General features: G+C 48.0%; 14 protein-coding genes and 1 pseudogene. 9 read left to right on the top strand and 6 right to left on the bottom strand.

The genetic code is table 11. The features are described 5' to 3' along the window. Window positions 1-539 (bottom strand): annotated as a pseudogene (locus N836_RS65705) (IS4 family transposase); the annotation flags it as partial. 191 nt (window positions 540-730) lie between these two features. Between N836_RS65705 and N836_RS76130 the strand changes: the two are divergent. Beyond that, window positions 731-928, top strand: a complete 198-nt coding sequence (locus tag N836_RS76130; protein ID WP_235071168.1) for an SUMF1/EgtB/PvdO family nonheme iron enzyme — start codon at window positions 731-733, stop codon at window positions 926-928. A 369-nt stretch (window positions 929-1,297) separates the two neighbouring features. Here N836_RS76130 and N836_RS65700 read toward each other — a convergent pair whose 3' ends face one another. Further along, window positions 1,298-2,053, bottom strand: coding sequence for a hypothetical protein (locus tag N836_RS65700; RefSeq protein ID WP_023075687.1), 756 nt, complete (start codon window positions 2,051-2,053; stop codon window positions 1,298-1,300). Window positions 2,054-2,320: 267 nt separating this feature from the next. Between N836_RS65700 and polA the strand changes: the two genes are divergently transcribed. Further along, complete coding sequence (polA, locus tag N836_RS65695; RefSeq protein ID WP_023075686.1) at window positions 2,321-5,197, top strand: DNA polymerase I; 2,877 nt, start codon at window positions 2,321-2,323, stop codon at window positions 5,195-5,197. Between the two features lie 208 nt (window positions 5,198-5,405). Here polA and lepA read toward each other — a convergent pair whose 3' ends face one another. Then, complete coding sequence (gene lepA / locus N836_RS65690; RefSeq protein WP_023075685.1) at window positions 5,406-7,211, bottom strand: translation elongation factor 4; 1,806 nt, start codon at window positions 7,209-7,211, stop codon at window positions 5,406-5,408. A gap of 372 nt (window positions 7,212-7,583) precedes the next feature. Between lepA and N836_RS65685 the strand changes: the two genes are divergently transcribed. Beyond that, window positions 7,584-9,449, top strand: coding sequence for an ATP-binding protein (locus tag N836_RS65685; protein ID WP_023075684.1), 1,866 nt, complete (start codon window positions 7,584-7,586; stop codon window positions 9,447-9,449). Window positions 9,450-9,517: 68 nt separating this feature from the next. Here the strand turns inward: N836_RS65685 and N836_RS65680 are convergent, their stop codons facing one another. Then, window positions 9,518-10,396 carry a prephenate/arogenate dehydrogenase gene (locus N836_RS65680; protein WP_023075683.1) on the bottom strand — a complete coding sequence of 293 codons (879 nt, stop codon included), beginning with the start codon at window positions 10,394-10,396 and terminating at the stop codon, window positions 9,518-9,520. A gap of 178 nt (window positions 10,397-10,574) precedes the next feature. Here N836_RS65680 and N836_RS65675 point away from each other — a divergent pair, with 178 nt between their 5' ends. The 5 genes from N836_RS65675 to N836_RS0139275 all read left to right on the top strand — a co-directional run bounded on the left by N836_RS65675 (window position 10,575) and on the right by N836_RS0139275 (window position 15,233). Then, on the top strand, window positions 10,575-12,140 hold the full coding sequence (locus N836_RS65675) for an ATP-dependent DNA helicase (protein WP_023075682.1): 1,566 nt from the start codon (window positions 10,575-10,577) through the stop codon (window positions 12,138-12,140). Between the two features lie 43 nt (window positions 12,141-12,183). Further along, on the top strand, window positions 12,184-12,402 hold the full coding sequence (locus N836_RS65670) for a DUF2839 domain-containing protein (protein WP_023075681.1): 219 nt from the start codon (window positions 12,184-12,186) through the stop codon (window positions 12,400-12,402). Between the two features lie 508 nt (window positions 12,403-12,910). After that, the gene (locus N836_RS65665) at window positions 12,911-13,252 is read left to right on the top strand and encodes a DUF1815 family protein (RefSeq protein WP_006517269.1); all 342 of its coding nucleotides are present in this window, start codon (window positions 12,911-12,913) and stop codon (window positions 13,250-13,252) included. Between the two features lie 141 nt (window positions 13,253-13,393). Then, window positions 13,394-14,230 carry an alpha/beta fold hydrolase gene (locus N836_RS65660; protein WP_023075680.1) on the top strand — a complete coding sequence of 279 codons (837 nt, stop codon included), beginning with the start codon at window positions 13,394-13,396 and terminating at the stop codon, window positions 14,228-14,230. Window positions 14,231-14,660: 430 nt separating this feature from the next. Next, the gene (locus N836_RS0139275; protein ID WP_023075679.1) at window positions 14,661-15,233 is read left to right on the top strand and encodes an FHA domain-containing protein; all 573 of its coding nucleotides are present in this window, start codon (window positions 14,661-14,663) and stop codon (window positions 15,231-15,233) included. 106 nt (window positions 15,234-15,339) lie between these two features. Here N836_RS0139275 and recA read toward each other — a convergent pair whose 3' ends face one another. Then, window positions 15,340-16,434: a recombinase RecA gene (gene recA, locus N836_RS65655; protein WP_023075678.1), complete on the bottom strand. Its 1,095-nt coding sequence runs from the start codon at window positions 16,432-16,434 to the stop codon at window positions 15,340-15,342. Between the two features lie 186 nt (window positions 16,435-16,620). Here recA and xseA point away from each other — a divergent pair, with 186 nt between their 5' ends. Next, window positions 16,621-17,853: an exodeoxyribonuclease VII large subunit gene (gene xseA, locus N836_RS65650; protein ID WP_023075677.1), complete on the top strand. Its 1,233-nt coding sequence runs from the start codon at window positions 16,621-16,623 to the stop codon at window positions 17,851-17,853. Window positions 17,854-17,941: 88 nt separating this feature from the next. On the opposite strand, the gene N836_RS65645 is transcribed toward xseA, so the two are convergent. Further along, window positions 17,942-19,069, bottom strand: coding sequence for a WD40 repeat domain-containing protein (locus tag N836_RS65645; protein ID WP_161635032.1), 1,128 nt, complete (start codon window positions 19,067-19,069; stop codon window positions 17,942-17,944). Window positions 19,070-19,251 lie beyond the last annotated feature (182 nt).

Below are 19,251 nucleotides of genomic sequence, written 5' to 3'. Positions count from 1 at the left end.
TTTGGGACTATGAAATTCTCGGTCTCCTATCACCAATGTTGGATAGGGTTTCAATAATTTTAGAGCGATTTTTAAGACTCGTTTTTGGGTCCTCAGATTACTGTTGCCTATATGGTCTAATAGCTCCCAATAGAGCGGTAATGCATGAGTCCCCCATACCAGGGTCACCATAAACAGATTACGTCCTTTCCATTGCGTTCGGTCTATCGCAATCAACCAATACCCATACTTCTGATGCGTCTTTTTTTTAGCTGACGACGATGCTCTCGATTGAGACGATGCCCCGTTTGAGCTTGTCGAATCCAATATTTGAGCAACGGAAACCACAACACTTTAAGGCTCAAACGAGGCAGGACTAAAAACCGTTGCAGGTTCCGTTTTCGACTCGCATATTTGATCGGTTGAGGAAATAGACTGGCTAAGGCTCCAAGAGTGACTTGACGATGCGCTTGTATCAAAAGTAACACTAATTCCAGCGTTAGATACTGCTGCTCGTTCAGATGCTTACGGCAAATCGTTTGGTATACTTGAGGCAACATTTTATTTTTTGTGGGGGATCCATAGTCCCCTATTTTTTTGCCGTTTTATTTTCCCAAATCATTGCCAACTATAGGCTTGAAGTTCCTTGTCACCCTCTAAGCCACATCCCACAAGGTCCAGTCCGGTGTATCCGGATTAGGTACCAACGACATGCACGGCAACGTTTGGGAATGGTGCCAGGATGACTTCCATGGCTCTTACAAGGGAGCACCTGTTGATGGCAGTGCCTGGTTTAGACTCTTTCAAAGGAAAAATGATACGCGGCGGCTCCTGGTACCGCTATCCAGAGCCTTGCCGCTCTGCCCGTCGCAGCTTCATTCGGCCCGGCGACCGCAACGACCTTATCGGTTTTCGAGTTGTGAGTGTGCCCTCCAGGGTTCTTTCCTAGCCCTTTTCGCTTTTGCCCTTGTGCGCTTGACCCTCGAATTCTTTTCGATTTTTTCTGGTGCTCGGCCTCCGACTGAGCGCCTGCCAGGAGTCTCTGGCTCCCGCGAAGGTTCTATCGGCCAATATTTCTACAACTGTTGCCGTTCGATGTCTATTGTATATGTCAGTTTTGCTCAACCTGCGTTAAGAGAATGCCCATCTCAAGTAGCAACAAATTTCTGCTTTATCCTTTGCTGGAAGCACCTGGCAGCCTGGGTATCTCTCTCAGCAAGCAAGCTTCAGGTCGCAACCTGAAGCTTGTCATCAGAAAACCTACAGTTCTGGACATGAATAAGAGGCTTCTAGCTCCAGCAAAGCAGCGCTAAGGTTACTAAAACACCTCTTCAAAAGTAGCCTGAACATCAGCAATGGTCTCAACTCCACGGGTACTGAGCAGCTCATCAATATATGAGTCAGTAGCAAAGTAATCATCCCCATCATTGAAAAACACCGTTGCTACCGGAAACGGCTGTGCCCCTGTCGGGCCAATTCCGGTCATATATTCCGCAATCACAATGATATCTGGCCCCGCCCCATCACTATTTACATCTTCAAATGCCACCGCGTCCACATCCCACAAGGTCCAGTCTGGTGTATCCGGATTAGGTACCAGCGGCACGTAGCTACCATCGACATCACGAAACCGGAGGGCCAATCTATCAGGAGCACCTTCCCGATAAACCCTTGAGGTCACAAATGCTACGTCCCCCATATCAGAAAGCGTGATGGCAAAGCTGTGAGCCTCAAATATTTCTTCGTCAAACCCCAGTTCACTTTCAATTAAGGCTAACTCGGCCTGATTTAAAGGTTGAGCAGTATGTACTCGCTTACTAGAGACATCCTTCGACACTTGAGGATCAGGCAATTCATTTGTCTTGGTCACAAGATTACCTTCCGTTGAGAATGTTGTTGCAGAAGATGTGTCCTTGCCCAATCCAGTTTCTGAGGCGGACGGTTGTGCTGCAATTGCCGACCTTTCACCCGCTTGATTATCATTAGCTGATTCAGAACGACCACAGCTACCCAAGGAAAAGAACATAGAGGTAGCGACAATGCCCAATGTCGCAAAACGTAAACGATTATTCATAGACATTTGAAAGATAAACAAGTGCAAAATACCTGAAAAGACGGGTTAAACCGTCATCATTCCGGCAATGAATGAACACTCATTAAATTTCCCTGTTATGAATTGGCAATAACTTTTTGCAGAGAATATCCCTGGCTGGCTCTTTCCGGAGAACTACTTTTGCGAATAGCAGAGAAGAAAATAACTCCTAAAAGATCATCAAAAGAAAAACTACAGTTCTGGACGTGGACACGCTTTAATTAAAAAGCTGCATTGGCGACAAGTGTTTTGAGTTCTGACAGACCCACCCTGCTAATCATCGACGGTCACTCCCTGGCGTTTCGCTCCTACTATGCCCACGCTAAAAGCCGTGATGGCGGACTGCGCACCTCCAAAGGCATTCCCACCAGCGTCTGTTTTGGCTTTCTTAAATCCATGAGCGACATGATGGTGGTGGAAAAACCTGACTATGCAGCCGTCGCGTTTGACCTGGCTCAGCCGACATTTCGTCACGAGGCCGCTGATACTTATAAAGAGGGACGTCCTGAAGCACCAGAAGATTTCCTTGAAGATGTGGAAAATCTTAAGCAACTTTTGGCCGGGTTTCAGTTGCCGATTCTGACAGCACCAGGATTTGAAGCGGATGACGTCATTGGGACGCTAGCGACAAAAGCCGAAAAAGAAGGCTATGCCGTCAGGATTTTGAGCGGTGACCAGGATCTATTCCAGCTGATTGATAATAACGAGCATATTAAGGTGTTGCACTTGGGAAGTACCTTTGGACGCACCAATGGCCTAGCTAAGGAATATGGCATTAAGGAAGTCGAGGAAAAGCTAGGTATTAAGCCTAATCAGGTGATCGACTACAAAGCTCTATGTGGGGACACTTCAGACAATATTCCTGGGGTTAAGGGCATTGGCAAGAAAACTGCGGTCAAACTGCTAACGGAACATCAGAACCTGGAGGGTGTGTATGCGGCTCTTCCAGAGATGAAGGGAGCCGTTAAGAAAAGGCTGGAAACTGGCCAAGACGATGCGAACCAGTCTAAGTATTTAGCCACCATCGTCACTGATGTTGACCTGGATGTAGAGCTAGCAGATTGCAAACTAGAGGGCTTTGATGAAGCAGAAGTCGTGCCGTTGCTAAAGCATCTGGAATTTCAGCACTTTATTAACCGGCTCAGTAAATTGCAGGAAGCCTTTGGAGGTGAGGTTAAAGCATCTTCTGTTAAGGTTGCTACATCTTTTGAGGATGAGGATCTTGCCTTTTTTACTGCAGAAGAAACAGATGTGGCTAGGGAAGTAGAAGCGGTAGATATCAAGCCGCAGATAGTCACCACCGCCGCTCAGCTACAGGATTTAGTCACGAAGCTTGAAACACAAACCGATAAGGCTAAGCCTGTGGCTTGGGATACAGAGACAACGGCAATTGATCCGTTGGATGCTGATCTCGTGGGTATTGGCTGTTGCTGGGGAGATGGTCCGGAGGATATAGCCTATGTGCCAGTGGGTCATGTTGAGGGAACGCAGCTACCTCTGGCAGATGTTTTGGCTGCTCTCAAGCCAGTTTTGGAGAGTGCTGATTGTCCAAAGTCACTGCAAAATGCCAAGTATGACCGGGCAGTTTTCAAGCGCTATGACATTGAGCTGACCGGAGTCGTTTTCGACACCATGCTGGCAAGCTACGTGCTCAATCCAGAAAACAGCCATAATCTGACGGATTTGTCTTTGCGCTATTTAAATGTGGCGGCACAGAGTTATAGCGACCTGGTACCCAAGGGTAAAACGATTGCAGATATCGCTCTTGATCAGGTGGCGGCCTACTGCGGTGAGGATGTGCATACAACTTATCGGTTGGTGCCAATTTTGCAAAAAGAGCTAAGTCAGGTGGATGCGATCGCAACCCTCTTCCGCGACATCGAAGTCCCCCTCGAAGCCGTCTTAGCTGACATGGAAGCCACCGGCATCCGCATCGACGAACCTTATCTCAAGCAATTTTCAGAACAGCTCGAAGCTGATCTCTATGAATTGCAAATCAAAGCCTACGACTACGCAGGCGAAGAGTTTAATCTTGCCTCTCCCAAACAACTCAGCGTCTTGCTATTTGAAACCTTAGGGCTCAACAAAAAGAAAACCCGCAAAACCAAAACTGGTTACTCAACAGACGCCTCCACATTAGAGAAACTGCAGGGCGATCATCCTGTGGTGGACTGCATTATCAGCCATCGCACCTTATCAAAGCTGAAGTCCACCTATGTAGACGCCTTACCCAAACTGGTTCGGGCTGACACTGGCCGAGTACACACTGACTTCAACCAAGCCGTGACCGCCACGGGGCGTCTGTCATCATCAAATCCCAACCTGCAGAATATTCCCGTTCGTACCGCCTTTAGTCGTCAGATTCGTCAGGCGTTCTTACCGCAAGAAGGCTGGCTGTTGGCCGCTGCTGACTATTCTCAAATTGAGTTACGTATTCTTACTCACCTCAGTGGTGAATCGGTACTGGTGGATGCCTATCGCAATGGTCAAGACGTTCATAGCCTTACGGCCCAATTGCTATTAGACAAAGAGGAAATTTCCACCGCAGAACGCCGCATGGGGAAAATTATTAACTTCGGCGTTATATACGGTATGGGCGCTGTCCGCTTTGCCCGTGAGATGGGGGTTAGTCGCACCGAGGCCAAGGCCTTTATCGACAAATTCAACGAGCGTTACTCACGGGTATTTGAATACTTGCAGCAGATGCAGCGTGAAGCCATTGCCTATGGCTACGTAGAAACTATTCTGGGACGGCGCAGATATTTCAACTTTTCGAGCAATAGCTTAAAGCCGTTGAAGGGGAAATCTCCCGACGAGATTGACCTCGATCATCTACGTCCCGGTGGCTATGACGCGGGTTTACTTCGAGCGGCTGCTAATGCTCCTATTCAGGGCTCTAGTGCTGACATTATCAAGATTGCGATGATTCAGCTGCATAAAGTCCTCAAGGATTATCAGGCTAGGCTCTTGCTACAGGTTCATGATGAACTGATTTTTGAAATCCCACTCGATGAATGGCCTGAATTAGAGAAAAAAATCGCTACAACGATGGAATCTGTCGTGCAGTTGTCGGTACCCCTAAAGGTAGACATTAATGCAGGCAAAAATTGGATGGATGCCAAGTAATTTGTGTATTTGTCGGAAGACCTCCTAGGGGCAATCCCTTGTGGTTGCTCCCGCTCGTTAGTGCCATTGACCGTTACTCACAACCCATAGGCCACGATAATTTCTATGGGAATTTTGGTTGATCATGCAGGATCTACCAGGGCAGCCACAAGGGTGTGCTTCTACAGGAGTCCAATTCAATTAGGAATTTTGGACGACCCGAATCCAATTAATTCAATTTCAGTACCGCCATAAATGCCTCTTGGGGGACATCCACCGTACCGATTGCCTTCAGGCGTTTCTTCCCCTTTGCCTGTTTCTTTAACAGTTTCTTCTTCCGGGAGATGTCACCGCCGTAGCACTTGGACAGTACGTCTTTACGAAGGGCTGGAATGCTGGCACTAGCAATAATGCGGCTACCAATAGCGGCCTGAATCGGAATCTTAAACTGGTGCCTAGGAATTAACTCTTTAAGCTTTTCCGCTAAAGCTTTACCCACGTAGTAGGCCTGATCGCGATGCACAATAGCTGCCAGCGGATCAACTTTATCGCCGTTGATCATCACATCTAACTTCACCAGATAATTTTCCCGATAGTCGATCAGCTGGTACTCCATGCTGGCATAACCACGAGATCGGGATTTCATCTGGTCAAAGAAGTCAGTCACCACCTCTGCCAGAGGTAATTCATACACCAGCGTTGTCCGACCTTCTGTCAGGTACTTCATATCTTTGAAGTCGCCACGCCGTGTCTGACACAGATCCATCAGCGTGCCGACAAACTCCTCAGGGGTGAAAATCTCTACCTTGACGTAGGGTTCTTCAATTTTTTCCCGCTCTTGGGGCTCGGGTAGCTCACACGGGTTATCAATATTGAGCACCTCGCCATCAATGGTGGTGACCCGATAAACCACGGATGGAGCCGTGGTAATCAGGTCCAGATTATATTCTCGCTCTAAGCGTTCCTGGACAATTTCCATATGCAGTAGCCCTAAAAAGCCACAGCGGAAACCAAAGCCCATAGCGCTAGAGGTTTCAGGCTCATATTGTAGGGCGGCATCATTGAGGCGCAGTTTTTCTAGAGCCTCACGCAGGTCTTCGTAACGGTCGGAATCGGTAGGGAAAAGACCACAGAACACCATGGGGTTCGCCTCTACATAACCCGGCAGGGGGTCCTCAGCCTTGCGTTTCACTAGGGTGATGGTGTCACCGACACGGGCATCTGCCACAGCTTTGATGGAAGCAGAAATGTAGCCCACTTCTCCGGCGTGGAGTTCATCAACTTCTACTTGATTGGGAGAGAGTACACCGAGCTCATCAATTTCGTACTCTTTGCCTGAGGCCATCAGCCGAATGCGATCGCGACGACTCAATGTCCCATCCACTACCCGAAAATAGACAATCACACCACGATAGCTATCGTAATAGCTGTCAAAAATCAGTGCTCGTAGTGGCTTTTCTGTATTATCTTCAGGCTCAGGAACCGTCTCAACAATAGATTCTAGAATGTCAGTGATGCCCAGTCCCTCTTTCGCAGATGCCAAAATGGCGTTGCTACAGTCCAGACCAACGATGTCCTCAATTTCCTGTTTGACGCGATCGGGTTCTGCTCCAGGCAAATCCACCTTATTAAGGACAGGAATAATTTCTAGATCGTTTTCCAGTGCTAGGTAGACATTGGCCAGTGTCTGAGCTTCCACACCTTGGGATGCATCGACTACAAGTAACGCCCCTTCACAGGCGGCTAAGGCACGAGAAACCTCGTAAGAGAAGTCAACATGGCCTGGAGTATCAATCAGGTTCAGCACATATGACTCACCATCTTTGGCTCGGTAGTTCATACGAGCTGCCTGCAGCTTAATTGTGATGCCCCGTTCCCGTTCAAGGTCCATAGTGTCAAGGACCTGAGCTTTCATATCTCGATCACTAATGGTTTTAGTCTCCTGCAGCAACCGATCAGCCAGCGTCGACTTGCCATGGTCGATGTGGGCAATAATCGAAAAGTTGCGGATTCGAGATACGGGTGCGTCGGTCATGGAAACAAGAACTCAAACGAAGGAGTAAAGAGGCGCTTAGCCTAGCCTATCTTAATGCTTTGTTCTAATACTTTGCTCATCCTTAGGACTACTGACTTATATTTTAGAGGTGTTTTGAGGGTGAACTTTTTTCATGATTGGGGGCACCTGAGCCAAGCAGTAAACCTCAAGCGCATGTGCATCTAATTGCAAAAGAGACCTCGAAAGGGATGACCGTTGATAAATCCCATGACAAGATAAGGATTATCGGGGCGTCTTACCAACGAACAGTGCTGGATTTATCTAATATCAACTCCGGCTCTGCAGCATCCATTACCCTGTGATCAGAGAATTTTAAGGTCTGTCATACTGTGACGGGCGATCTCGGTGTAGATGTTTCTGATCCGTACAGGGAAAACTCGTAAGCAATTAAGTATAGGGCTAGAGATTCCTGACGAAACTATGCGATCGCAATTGATAGTTGACCCTGAGCCTATGGCTGTTCCCGCCACAGTTGATAATTCGTCCCTTAAAGTTATTCACGATCCTTACGGTCGGATTGTTTCTATCAGTTGGCCCCGTAGCATTCAGGTTAATTCCTCACGATATTTACACGAATCCATCAGTCAATTATTTGGCCCTGTAGCCGTCGGTCCCTATCTTCAACGGATGGCTCAGGTGTTAGTTGATGGACAATCTCAGCAGTTTCAATGTGTGGTCCGGTGCGGCCCCCATCCGGTGGGGCTAGACTTTACGCTCAGTACCGTTGATTGGCCTGATGATCCGGACCATCAGTATTTGCAGGGAGAAGGCTCCATCTTGACAGTGGCGGGTACTGCCAGCATGCCTCATCACTTGAGCACCATGGGCATTATTGCTGATCCGCCCGCCAATACGGCTCAAGCCGGGTTGCTCGCTAATATCTCGAACTATCATGGTGTGCTTACCAGCATTGCCTCCAACATTCGTAAAACCCTGGAGTTGGAAACGATTTGGCAACAAACCGTTGACGGCTTGGGAACGCTTTTAGACTTGCATCGCTGTCTGGTTTGCGACTATTCAGTCGCTATGCAAACTCTCAATGTGGTCGCTGAATTTCATCAGCCCGAGTTACAACCTTGTCTGGGGCAAACCTTTGAGCTGACTAATAAAGCGGATTTTCGCTGTACCATCAATACCCTCAAACCAGTCCTTTCAGATTTTGAACGCGAGGACAATGATGCTGGGCCTTACACGGTTTTAACCGTGGCTACCTGCTATCGCGACGAGCCCAACAGTGTGCTGCTGTTGCAAATGCCACCCGAACGTCCCTGGCATCCCTTGGAAATTGAACTGGTCAATGAGCTTACCGATCAAGTTGGGACAGCCATTGCCCATGCCAAACTATTTGAGGCCAGTCGTACCCTGGCAGACGATCTCCAGAAGGCCAACGAAAAACTGATCGATAAAAATGATGAATTAGAAGAAGCAAGACGCTATGCCGAAGAAGCTTCCCGCCTCAAGAGTGAGTTTCTAGCCAATACCTCCCACGAACTACGCACGCCACTTAACGGCATGATTGGCTTTTTGCGGTTGGTGCTTGATGGTATGGCAGACGATCCAGAAGAACAGGAAGAGTTCATCGCAGAAGCCCATAAATCTGCCCTACACCTGCTTAATCTCATTAACGATGTGCTGGACATTGCCAAAATTGAGGCAGGTAAAATGGAAATTGACCTGACGGCAGTCAGCTTGCAGGAGCTGTTTTGCGATGTGGAGAATTTCACCCGTCCTCAGGCCGAGCAGCGGGGGCTGTATTTCAATATGAAAATGCCTGCCACCCTAGATGAAATAAAGCTCTACGGCAACTATCAAAGAATTTTGCAAGTTCTGCTTAACCTGATTGGGAACGCCATTAAATTCACCCCTGAAGGAGGAGTCACCATTAGCGCTGAGGTCAAGCCTCAAAGTGTGCGTTTCCAAGGACAAGTTTGGCCTGGACATATCAAAATTAGCGTTGAAGATACCGGTATTGGAGTCTCACTAGAAAAGCAGAATCGACTGTTCCAAACCTTTAGCCAGGTGGATGGTGAACGAACCCGGCAGTATGGTGGCACTGGGCTAGGCCTGGCCATTTCTCAACGGCTGATTGAGGCTATGGGTGGCAAGGTTCAGTTTATTAGTATGGGTGAGGGTCTCGGCTCTACGGTTACCTTCACCGCAATTCTGTACCAGGAGCCTGTGATTATGGCTGAATCAGAAGGAAAGCAGCCGGTCTAGAACTGATAATATTCACTGTCTCAGAGACCTATCCTGAAAAATTTAGGCTCTCAAACTCAGCACAGATCTCAGAGGTACTTGGGTCGTTCCTGCTGAGCAATACTGAGCCTTTGTTCTAGGGCATCCCACTGTTCCGCCTCGATCAGGTCAATTGCGGTGTTTAACTGCTGACGATATCGCTGTAGGGCCTGTAATAAAGCGGACCGATTGAATTGGGCCATCATAGTGCCTAACTCAGGGTTGCCACCACCCACGCGGCTGGTGTCACAAAAACCACTACTGGCTAGCTGTTGAGCCAGGGTTTTGACTTGGGTGTTGGGCTCACTCAAACAGGTGTGCAGCAGACTAGAGCTAACCATGACAGGCAAATGTGAAATGGCGGCTACTGCCTGGTCGTGGTCTGCTGGCGTGGCTGTGTAAACTTGGGAGCCTAATTGGGTTGCGATCGCAACCACTCGTTCCACCGCTGTGGATACCGTCGTTTCAATCGGTGTAACCACATAAGGCCGCTGACAAAAGAGCCCAGTTTCAGCAGCTTCTAGCCCCGATTCTGCTTTGCCTGCCATGGGATGACCGCCCACAAAATTGGGCCAGAGCGCCGTTGCCGCTGCTACCACCTCCCCTTTGATCGATCCCACATCCGTCACAACAGTTGACTCTGGTAGATAACTCGCCAGCTTTTGGACCGTCGGTACAATTAGTGCCATCGGTGTACATACAAAGACCAGATCCGTCTCAGCCATCAGGGCCAAATCGCACCCGACCTTGGTGACCATCCCTGCGTCCAAGGCCGCTGTGACCGTTTCAGAACGCCGCGCTACCCCATAAACGGAATATCCCAGACGGGTTAAATCTAAGGCTAAACAACCGCCAATCAACCCCAAACCCACGATCCCAATGGTGTACTCGGCTGGTGAAGTCTGGGTCTGAGGGAAGGGCAATGACATGTTCAACAACTTGAGGTGACGGCTATTGATTGGAGGGCAACACTACCGCCAGCTAGCAATCCGCATGTAGGCGATAAACCAAACCCTCCAAGGGAGTATGTCACAATGAGACACACTGCTTGGTTATTTCTTAGGGATCTAGCTGAGTTATTGAGTCACAACGAGAGTTGCACTTCACGTGATTGAGGCAAAGGTTCACCAGCTACTGCGAGAGTTTTTACGCCAGCAGGGCCATACCCAGTGGCCCCATCATTTGACTATGGCGCGTCTAGTGGCCAGAGCATTGCGGTTGGGACGTAGCGCTCTTCTGCAAACTGGTAGCACCGCAGCCTATCGAGGACGTTATCGTTTAAGTTATCTGACGCCTGCCCTTGTATGGCCTGGACCGGTTGTCTTAGTTGTCCCCCCCACTATCCATCAGCAGTTAGTGCAGGATGAGATTCCGAATCTGCTGCAAACTTTGCCTACTATCAAATCTATTCAAGTAGGCGATCGCTGGCCTGGAGAAACCTTTCAAGGCATTTTAATTACGACTCCGCAAACCTGGCTATCAAGTCAGATTAACGCCACGCAACCGTCTCATCCGATATCCCCTAATCTCCCTGCCTTTCCACCCAATATCGTTACTTTGATCGATGGCATTGATCCCCTGGTTGATTGGGCGCGTAACGAATTAACCTGTAGTCTCGATGATGCAGACTGGCATCAGTTGGGTTTGGCATACCCATCTCAGCAAACTTCGATCCGTGATCTACGAGTCAGGCTGACCCATCTCGCTTTTCAACATCCAGCTAATCCCTACAGTTGCTATCTTGCCGATCTTGAAGAGCATGATGTACTCACAGATCTGTTTGTTCACTTGTCGGAAACTCCCCTGGGGTTAGCGGCCCTGCCGCCGACCTGGCAACGATTTCGTAACCAGATAGACCAGGAAAACACCATGACCTGGCTGCAGCTCAATCGTGGGTCAGGGCAGCTGACTTTGCGATGTGCCCCGGTCAATTTGGCAGAGATGCTGAAGCCCATTTGGGAACGGCAGCCAGTTGTCTTGATTGGGGCCGCTGTAGATGAGGAAAAAAGTGCTGAAAGCTACCGTCAGCGTCTGGGGTTAAGCGATCTCACTTGCCTCAAGTTCACTCCTGATCGCCAACAAGACGGTATTCAGCTCTATGCGCCTGACCAGTTGCCTATGCCCAATAGCAATCAGTTTCCCAACGCGATTTTGCAAGAAATTCGCAACCTGCTGCAATTGTCGGAAACGCGCACCCAACCAACTATCATCTTGGTGGGTGATAGCCCACTGAAAGCCCAAATTGGCTCAATTTTAGCGGCTGAGTATGGCTCGCGAGTCCAGGTTGAACGGTCGGACTTAGCTCCAAATGGCATTTTGGTCACCGGTTGGGAGTTTTGGCAGGACTACCGACTCTGTTGTCCTGCACCTGGATTATTGATTATTACGACCCTGCCGATCCCTTCGCTCGAAAACCCCCTAGTTGCTGGGCAAGTGGCCTATCATAAACGGTTGCGCCAAGATTGGTTTCGACTGTTTTTATTGCCAACGGCATTGCAGACGCTGCAGCTTGCGATCGCTCCTATCAGTGCCCAACAAGGCAAAGTTGCCTTACTCGATAACCGAGTTAATCACCGCAGCTATGGGCGGACCATCCTCAAAACCCTGAACCCAATTGCCCAAAGTGTTTATCTAGATCCAAGCTGGCTAGCACCATTAAACCAAACGCTATAATCGAATCGAACCAAACTTTAAGTTACCGATAGAGTGGAGTACCATGGGCGAAGCAAGGCGGCGGCAGGCAAAACTTGGTGAAAACTATGGGCAGCCCGAACAACGCATTGTGCCTTGGCTCCCGATTACCAAACAGCAATCCCAAGACTTTGTGACCTGGAGTACTCGTGGTGCCTGGGCTGGAATTGTGTTAATGATTGTTTTATGGTTGACTATTAGACTTATTGGTCCTGCCTTTGGCTGGTGGACCTTGGCTGAATAGAGCGCTGAATAAATTCATACTCAACGCATTCACATTTTTAGCAAAACCGTTACAAAGAAGACCTCATGCGTGGACAGATAGTCCTAATGTAGCTATGGTATGGCTAATGTCATAGTTTACTAACCAATCGCCATGCATTTAGCGTTTGGAATACCTACGCTATAAAAATTGTCTTAACAATTTTGGGATTAGTGAAATTGTTTTTAATACGAAAGCTATCTTAGTTTCTGAGCTGGGTAACTTGACTAGGAGCGTCCTTGCTCAGAGTCGTTATTAACCGACTCTAGCTGATCGCACCATCCCGGGGACAATCCTTTTTTCTAAAGGTATCTTCAGATGGCTTGTTCGGGTGCATGGGCAATTATGTACGTAAAATTGATCGTTTTTAGCCTGAACTAACACTGACCAAACTGAAGGTTAAAGAGAATCAATTTAGTGATTTATAAAAAATATTAAGCAAAACTTAAGATTCACCATTACAATGTGACCGGTGGGAAGGAGAACGCAAATGTTTGTTCGACTTGCAGAGCAACACCGCCAATTCGTAAAAGATTTGGTCCTAAACCTAAAAGCGCTAGCAATTGTCCTTGAGAATCAAGGCTATCTAGCATCTTGTTACACGTGCGGTGATCAGCTCAACAGTGCTTCGTTTATGGTCAGCTTAGGCAATGACCATTTGATTCGTTTCTTGGTATCAGACTATGGCATCACGTGGACAGAAATGCGTGATGATCGAGAGTTGATGAAGCTAGAAGGTGCTGAAGCAATTAATCAGCTTCAGGAACTTGCCAATCTAGTGAAGTATCGTATCCAGCCTGTTGAGTATCAGGTTGCCTATCGTTCTGCATAGTTACAGATTTAGTCAGTTATTTGTAACTTGTGCTACAAGGATATTAGAAGGTGGCATGTAAGCAATTCATAGCCATCACTTTGTAGTTTGGTTGGAGCCGCATCGTTGAGTTGGGAACATCAGTACGTAAAAGCTAATTCCGTGCAGCTCCATTACGTAACTCAAGGCAGTGGCAAGCTTTTAATCTTGCTACATGGGCTATTTGAATTTTGGTACTCTTGGCGTTATCAGTTACCTCACCTATCGCGACACTTTAAGGTGGTTGTCCCCGATCTGCGAGGCTACAACGATTCTGATAAGCCTCACAATGGCTACGACCTAGATACATTAAGTACCGATATTCATGCCTTAATTCATACGTTGGGATACACTAAGGCCCACGTTGTTGGGCATGACTGGGGTGGCACCATTGCCTGGAATCTGGCCCGGCGTTTCCCTAACAGTGTAGAGAAGTTAGCTATGTTGAGTACTCCTCAACGCTGGCAAACGGTACTGACTCATAGTCTTTCCAACAGTTGGGAGCATCTACAGCGAAATTGGCATCTCCTAGCGTTACAAACCCCAGGCTTACCCCAGTGGTTAATCCAGGAAAATCTGCCGTCTTTGCTGACCTATCTCTTTCAACAGCAATCTGTTAGGAAAAGTGCTTTTACGCAGGCAAACGCTGATTTATACCAGGCCGCATTGCAAAAACCTGGTGTGATGCCAGCCGTTTTACAACACGTTCGTCACTGTTTCAGCTTGAATGAATGGGTCAATAGCTGGCTCAATCCGCTACGACTTGCCCCCCTTCCTTTGAAATCTCCCACCTTATTCATGTGGGGTGAGGATGATAGCCTGGTGCCAACTAAGGGTAGTTTCTCTCAGGCGTTATCCAGTGATGCTTACATCAGACGAGCTATTCCTGATTGTGGCCACTGGATTCAGCAGGAGGCTCCTGATAGCGTTAATCGAGAACTTATCTTCTTCTTGAGCTAGGTCGCCAACTATGAAAGAGACGTTGCCAGAAAAATTTGCACTAAAGAATTTAGTAAGCGTCTCCTAAGCGAAGTCGAAGAGGGTACTGTCTGGGAGTGTTGGCTGCGACTTCGCTCAGCCAACGGTATCGGTGGGACAGTTAACGAATTTATCGATAGCTAATCACTAAAACCAGTGCTGCAGCTCGTAGGTTTTGACTGAAAATCATGCGAAAAAGTAAAAATAGTTGTTTAGCTCTGGGTAGTTAATCTCCGGAAGATTAATCGTTCTTTCACAATATTTCCGATCAAATTCAAGGTTTTATAGAAATGCCATAGTGTGTCCCACGTTACGTCAATCTTGACGAATACTGGAGCTAGACATCTAGTTTTTGAATCCATATCGTCACTAGTGAATTGGGCTCAAGCTAAACGTTCTATTTGAACTTTTTATGGTTTATCCAAACAACCTAGCTGAATATCGCATGATGTTCTCTGCGGCTGATAAAGCAGAGACAGACGCCAAGCTAGGCCTATTGCAAACTTTTTCTAAACTCTATGAGCATAACCGGGAACTATTGGATGACATGCTTGCCATTGATGTGGCTAATCCAGCACAGCTTGCTCAATATATTCAAGGGATGATTTGTGAGCAGCAAGTTTACATTATTAGTAACTTAACAACTGGCAAATCTAAAGGCTTTTATTCCAAAGATGGTCTGTGGACCATTGGCCGCGATCCACGACAATCGGATATTGCTGTTCCTGACAAACGCTTGTCCCGGTGCCATGCTGCGTTGCAATATAGCCAAGATCAAGGGTTTATCCTTTCCGATTTAGAGAGTACCAATGGTACCTACGTTAATGGTAAGAAACTGCAAAGGGTATATGCATTGCGAGATGGCGATCGCATTCGCATTGGTAGCTCCCTATTTCATTTCTTTAGCTGCAGCTCTTGTGATACTAAAGCCGGTAGCTCATGTGACTCAGTAGATAGTGCAGACGGGGGCAGAACCTTACACTAGTTAACCTGTGCAAGGATTTTATGTCTTTAATATAGAATCTACTAAATCCTTACACATCCAGCTGAAGAGCTTATCATTAGGCTCTTCAGCTGGATGTGTAAACTAATCAGGATTTACTCTTTTTGGAGGTCTTACCCCCATTATTTTCGGCGGCTGGTGTTGTGTCAGTAGTATCTTCCTCTGCCGCAGCTGCCTCTCCACCGATTTGTAAGGCCTGACGTAGCTTGGTCTCAATTTCAGCAGTCACGTCTGGATTGTCAACTAAATAGCGAATGGCGTTATCGCGCCCTTGGCTAATATTGTCTCCGTTATAGCTGTACCAGGCTCCCTTCCGGGTGAGAATGTTGCTTTCTTCAGCCAGATCGACGATACATCCCAGGGTAGAGATACCTTCCCCAAAGATAATGTCGAATTCAGCGATTTTAAATGGGGGAGCAATTTTGTTTTTAGCAACCTTGACTTTTGCTCGAATCCCAAACTGATCGTTGCCTTTTTTCAGGGTTTGAATACGGCGAATATCTAAGCGCACCGATGCATAAAACTTCAGTGCATTACCCCCGGTGGTTGTTTCAGGATTACCGTAGGTGACACCAATCTTGAGGCGAAGCTGGTTTAGAAAAATTACGGTACAGCCGGACTTGCCGATATTACCGGTGATTTTGCGTAGGGCCTGGCTCATGAGGCGGGCCTGCAAACCGACATGGGAATCTCCCATTTCTCCTTCGATTTCAGCCCGAGGCACCAGTGCGGCAACTGAGTCGATTACCACTAAATCGATAGCAGATGAACGTACCAGCTGATCCACAATTTCTAAGGCGGCTTCACCTGTATCAGGTTGGGATACTAGTAAATCATCAATGTTGACCCCCAGGGCTGCAGCGTAGACTGGATCAAGGGCATGCTCAGCATCTACAAATGCAGCTACCCCGCCTTGTTTTTGGGCCTCAGCGATCGCATGTAGCGCCAAAGTTGTTTTACCTGAACTTTCTGGGCCGTAGATCTCGATAATACGGCCCTTTGGCAAACCGCCACCCAGAGCCAAATCGAGCGTCATCGCCCCAGTTGGGATAGTCTCAACTTTCATGCGCTGTGCATCCCCCAGACGCATGATGGTACCTTTACCAAAGTTCCGCTCAATTTGATTGAGCACCATGTCTAGCGCTTTTTTGCGCTCGTTGCTTTCGGTGGATGTTTTTGCCATGCTGCCTGAGTTTTGCGATAAGGGTGGCCGAGTTCAGCAATTATAAGCTCACTCCGCAGGGGCGGGTTATATCAACCCGTGGAGCTTGCTAAGGACATCATGCCCAACTTTATTAGTGTACCCGAAAGTCATACAAATGTACTATTAAGATGCTGTTTAGATTGTTAAGAGATTGAGCACTTTGCTATGGCGACGGAGACTTTAGACTTCAAGGCGGTCAGTGTAACTGGGATTACCGAATATATTCAGCTGCTGCTGGAAGGGGATGAAAACCTCCGGAATATTTGGGTGATTGGTGAAGTGTCTAGCGCTCGGCAGCATGGGAGTGGTTGCTTTTTTTCGTTGCAAGAAGCAGATGGCTCAGCCACGCTCAATGCTGTGGTGTGGCGCAGTCAGTTGCCAAAACTGAGCATTGTGCCCAAAGTGGGTGAACAGGTAGTGGTTCTAGGGCAGCTTAAGGTTTATCCCAAACGGGGTAGCTATCAGCTGACAACCTGGCAAGTGTTACCTGCGGGAGATGGGCTTCAGGCGTTGCGCTATCGCCAGCTGCGCAACCGATTAGCAAGTGAAGGACTGTTTGATGCAGATCGTAAACGTCCTTTACCTACTTTGCCCGCATGTATTGCAGTCGTCACCTCACCTCAAGCTGCCGCATGGGGGGATATTCAGCGGACCCTGACTCAGAGACATCCAGGGTTAAAGGTGTTATTGTCACCGGCTATTGTGCAGGGGGAACAAGCTCCCAGGTCTATTGTGCAAGCAATTGAGCGGGCAGGTGCTGATGGTCAGGCGGATGTTTTATTACTAGGGCGAGGGGGTGGTGCGGTAGAGGATTTAGTGTGTTTTGACGATGAGCGGGTGGTGCGTGCGATCGCAACCTGCCCAATACCAGTGATCACCGGGATTGGGCATGAACGGGATGAATCCCTCGCTGATCTGGTCGCCGATGTTTGTGCTCATACCCCCACCGCTGCTGCCGAACAGATCGTGCCAGCCCTGAGCACTCTACGCTACACCCAGGTCCAATTGGCGCAGCGCCTCACCCAAGTGACTGGCACACAGCTATATCAGCACAAGAGAGAACTAGAACAGTTTTACCAACGGTTACAGCGACTACATCCCGAACGCCATTTAGAACAGATCAGACAGACCCATCAATGGCGTACACAGCGATTGATCAAAGCGTTACATCATCGATTGAAAACAGTAAAGCATCATCATCAGCTGCTCACTGAAAAACTCACAACTCTAGATCCTGCAGCTGTTCTTCGACGTGGCTATGCACTGGTTAGAGAAGAATCAGGCGATGTAGTTAACCAAGCCAGCCATCTTAATGTTGGCGATCATATCTCTGTGCAGTTGGGTCAGGGGCAAATTACAGCAGAGGTGTTGGGTATCACCGAGAAGCCATCAGTGTAAGTTTGATTCCTCAGGTATCCCAGCCCTTTTGATGTCAATTTTCACTAGCTGCTGTATAGTTTCAGTCTTGCAAACTGCTGTTGAGGCGTTAAGGACGCCACAGTTTAATCACACCGTCCGTGCTGCCACTTGCCAATAAATTACCCACTGGAGAGATGGCTACAGCGAGCACCGGGTTTGTATGTTGCTGATTGGTAGGAATCGCTAGCGGTTCCTCTTCGGCTAAATCCCACAGGCCCACCTGATCGCTGTTATCGCCGATAAACAGAGATTGACCATCGGCTAAAAAGACCATTGTGTTTACCCGTTTACCCACTTCTAGCTCGATTTCCTCCTCAACCCTTAAGCGCCCGCGTCGAGTACGAATAGACCGCATCTCTACACCTTTAAAGCTGCTACTGGCTAAGATTTCACCATCGGGACTAAACGCCACACTATCAACGCCATTACCCGTATCAATGTTCGTCAAGCGCTCAAATTCTTCTGCTGGGTCTAAACTCCACAGGGTAATGAAATCATCATGGCTGCCCGCTGCTAAATAGGCCTCATCTGGGCTAAATGTCAGTGAAGAGAAACGTCCATCTAGTCGAGACCCATCATGGGAGCCTGTTTCGGGTTCTAGTACGGCCATAATTTCACGACTGGCCCAATCCCAAAGGGTGACTGTGCCATCAAAGTTGCTGGCGGCTAACCAGCGACCGCTGGGGCTAAATTGGACCACGGGGGCTACACCGATATAATCACGATCTAGAATTAGCTGAGAATTGCAGACGGGACGCTCTTGCTCACAGTTATTGAGATCCCAAATGCGCACGTCTCCGTTATAGGTGCCGGTGACTAAATAACGATTGTTGGGGCTAAAGGCTAATGAAGTGACATAGCGATCAGAGCTTGGAATACTTATGAGTCGTTGCATCCAGCGTTCTTCATCTCCTTGCAAGGTGAAATTGATATCCCATACTCGAATCAAACCGTCTCCCCCAGCGGTAGCTAGCATTTGTCCATTGGGGCTAAATGCGATCGCATTTACATTCCTACCATGTTGAATATTCCGCAATAGCGTCAATTGGGCCGGAACCTGAGCGATCTCAACGGGTGACAATTGAGCTAAGGCAATTGAAGGTATGGCTAAAGCGGATAATACTGACGCCAAGCCAAGTCCAGCAGATACTAAAAGCTTGACACAGGTGTTAGAGACCGAATTGGATAGTTGCATAACAGGGAAAACCAGATAAAACTGCTGCAGCCAATCGTGCTCTTTACGGCAAACCATCAAAGAGCACTGCACTACAGCAGCATCCTGCTAGGCACTCAAAGCTTATTCCTCAACTTAAAAACAGTTGACATGTCTTGACGGCGTAGTTGCGGAAGGCTTTCGGGTAGGCAACACTATCCTTA

This window comes from Leptolyngbya sp. Heron Island J (assembly GCF_000482245.1).
Lineage (GTDB): Bacteria > Cyanobacteriota > Cyanobacteriia > Phormidesmidales > Phormidesmidaceae > Leptothoe.
Note: the sequence above shows the minus strand (reverse complement) of the source record. Positions and strands in the feature narration are given on the sequence as shown.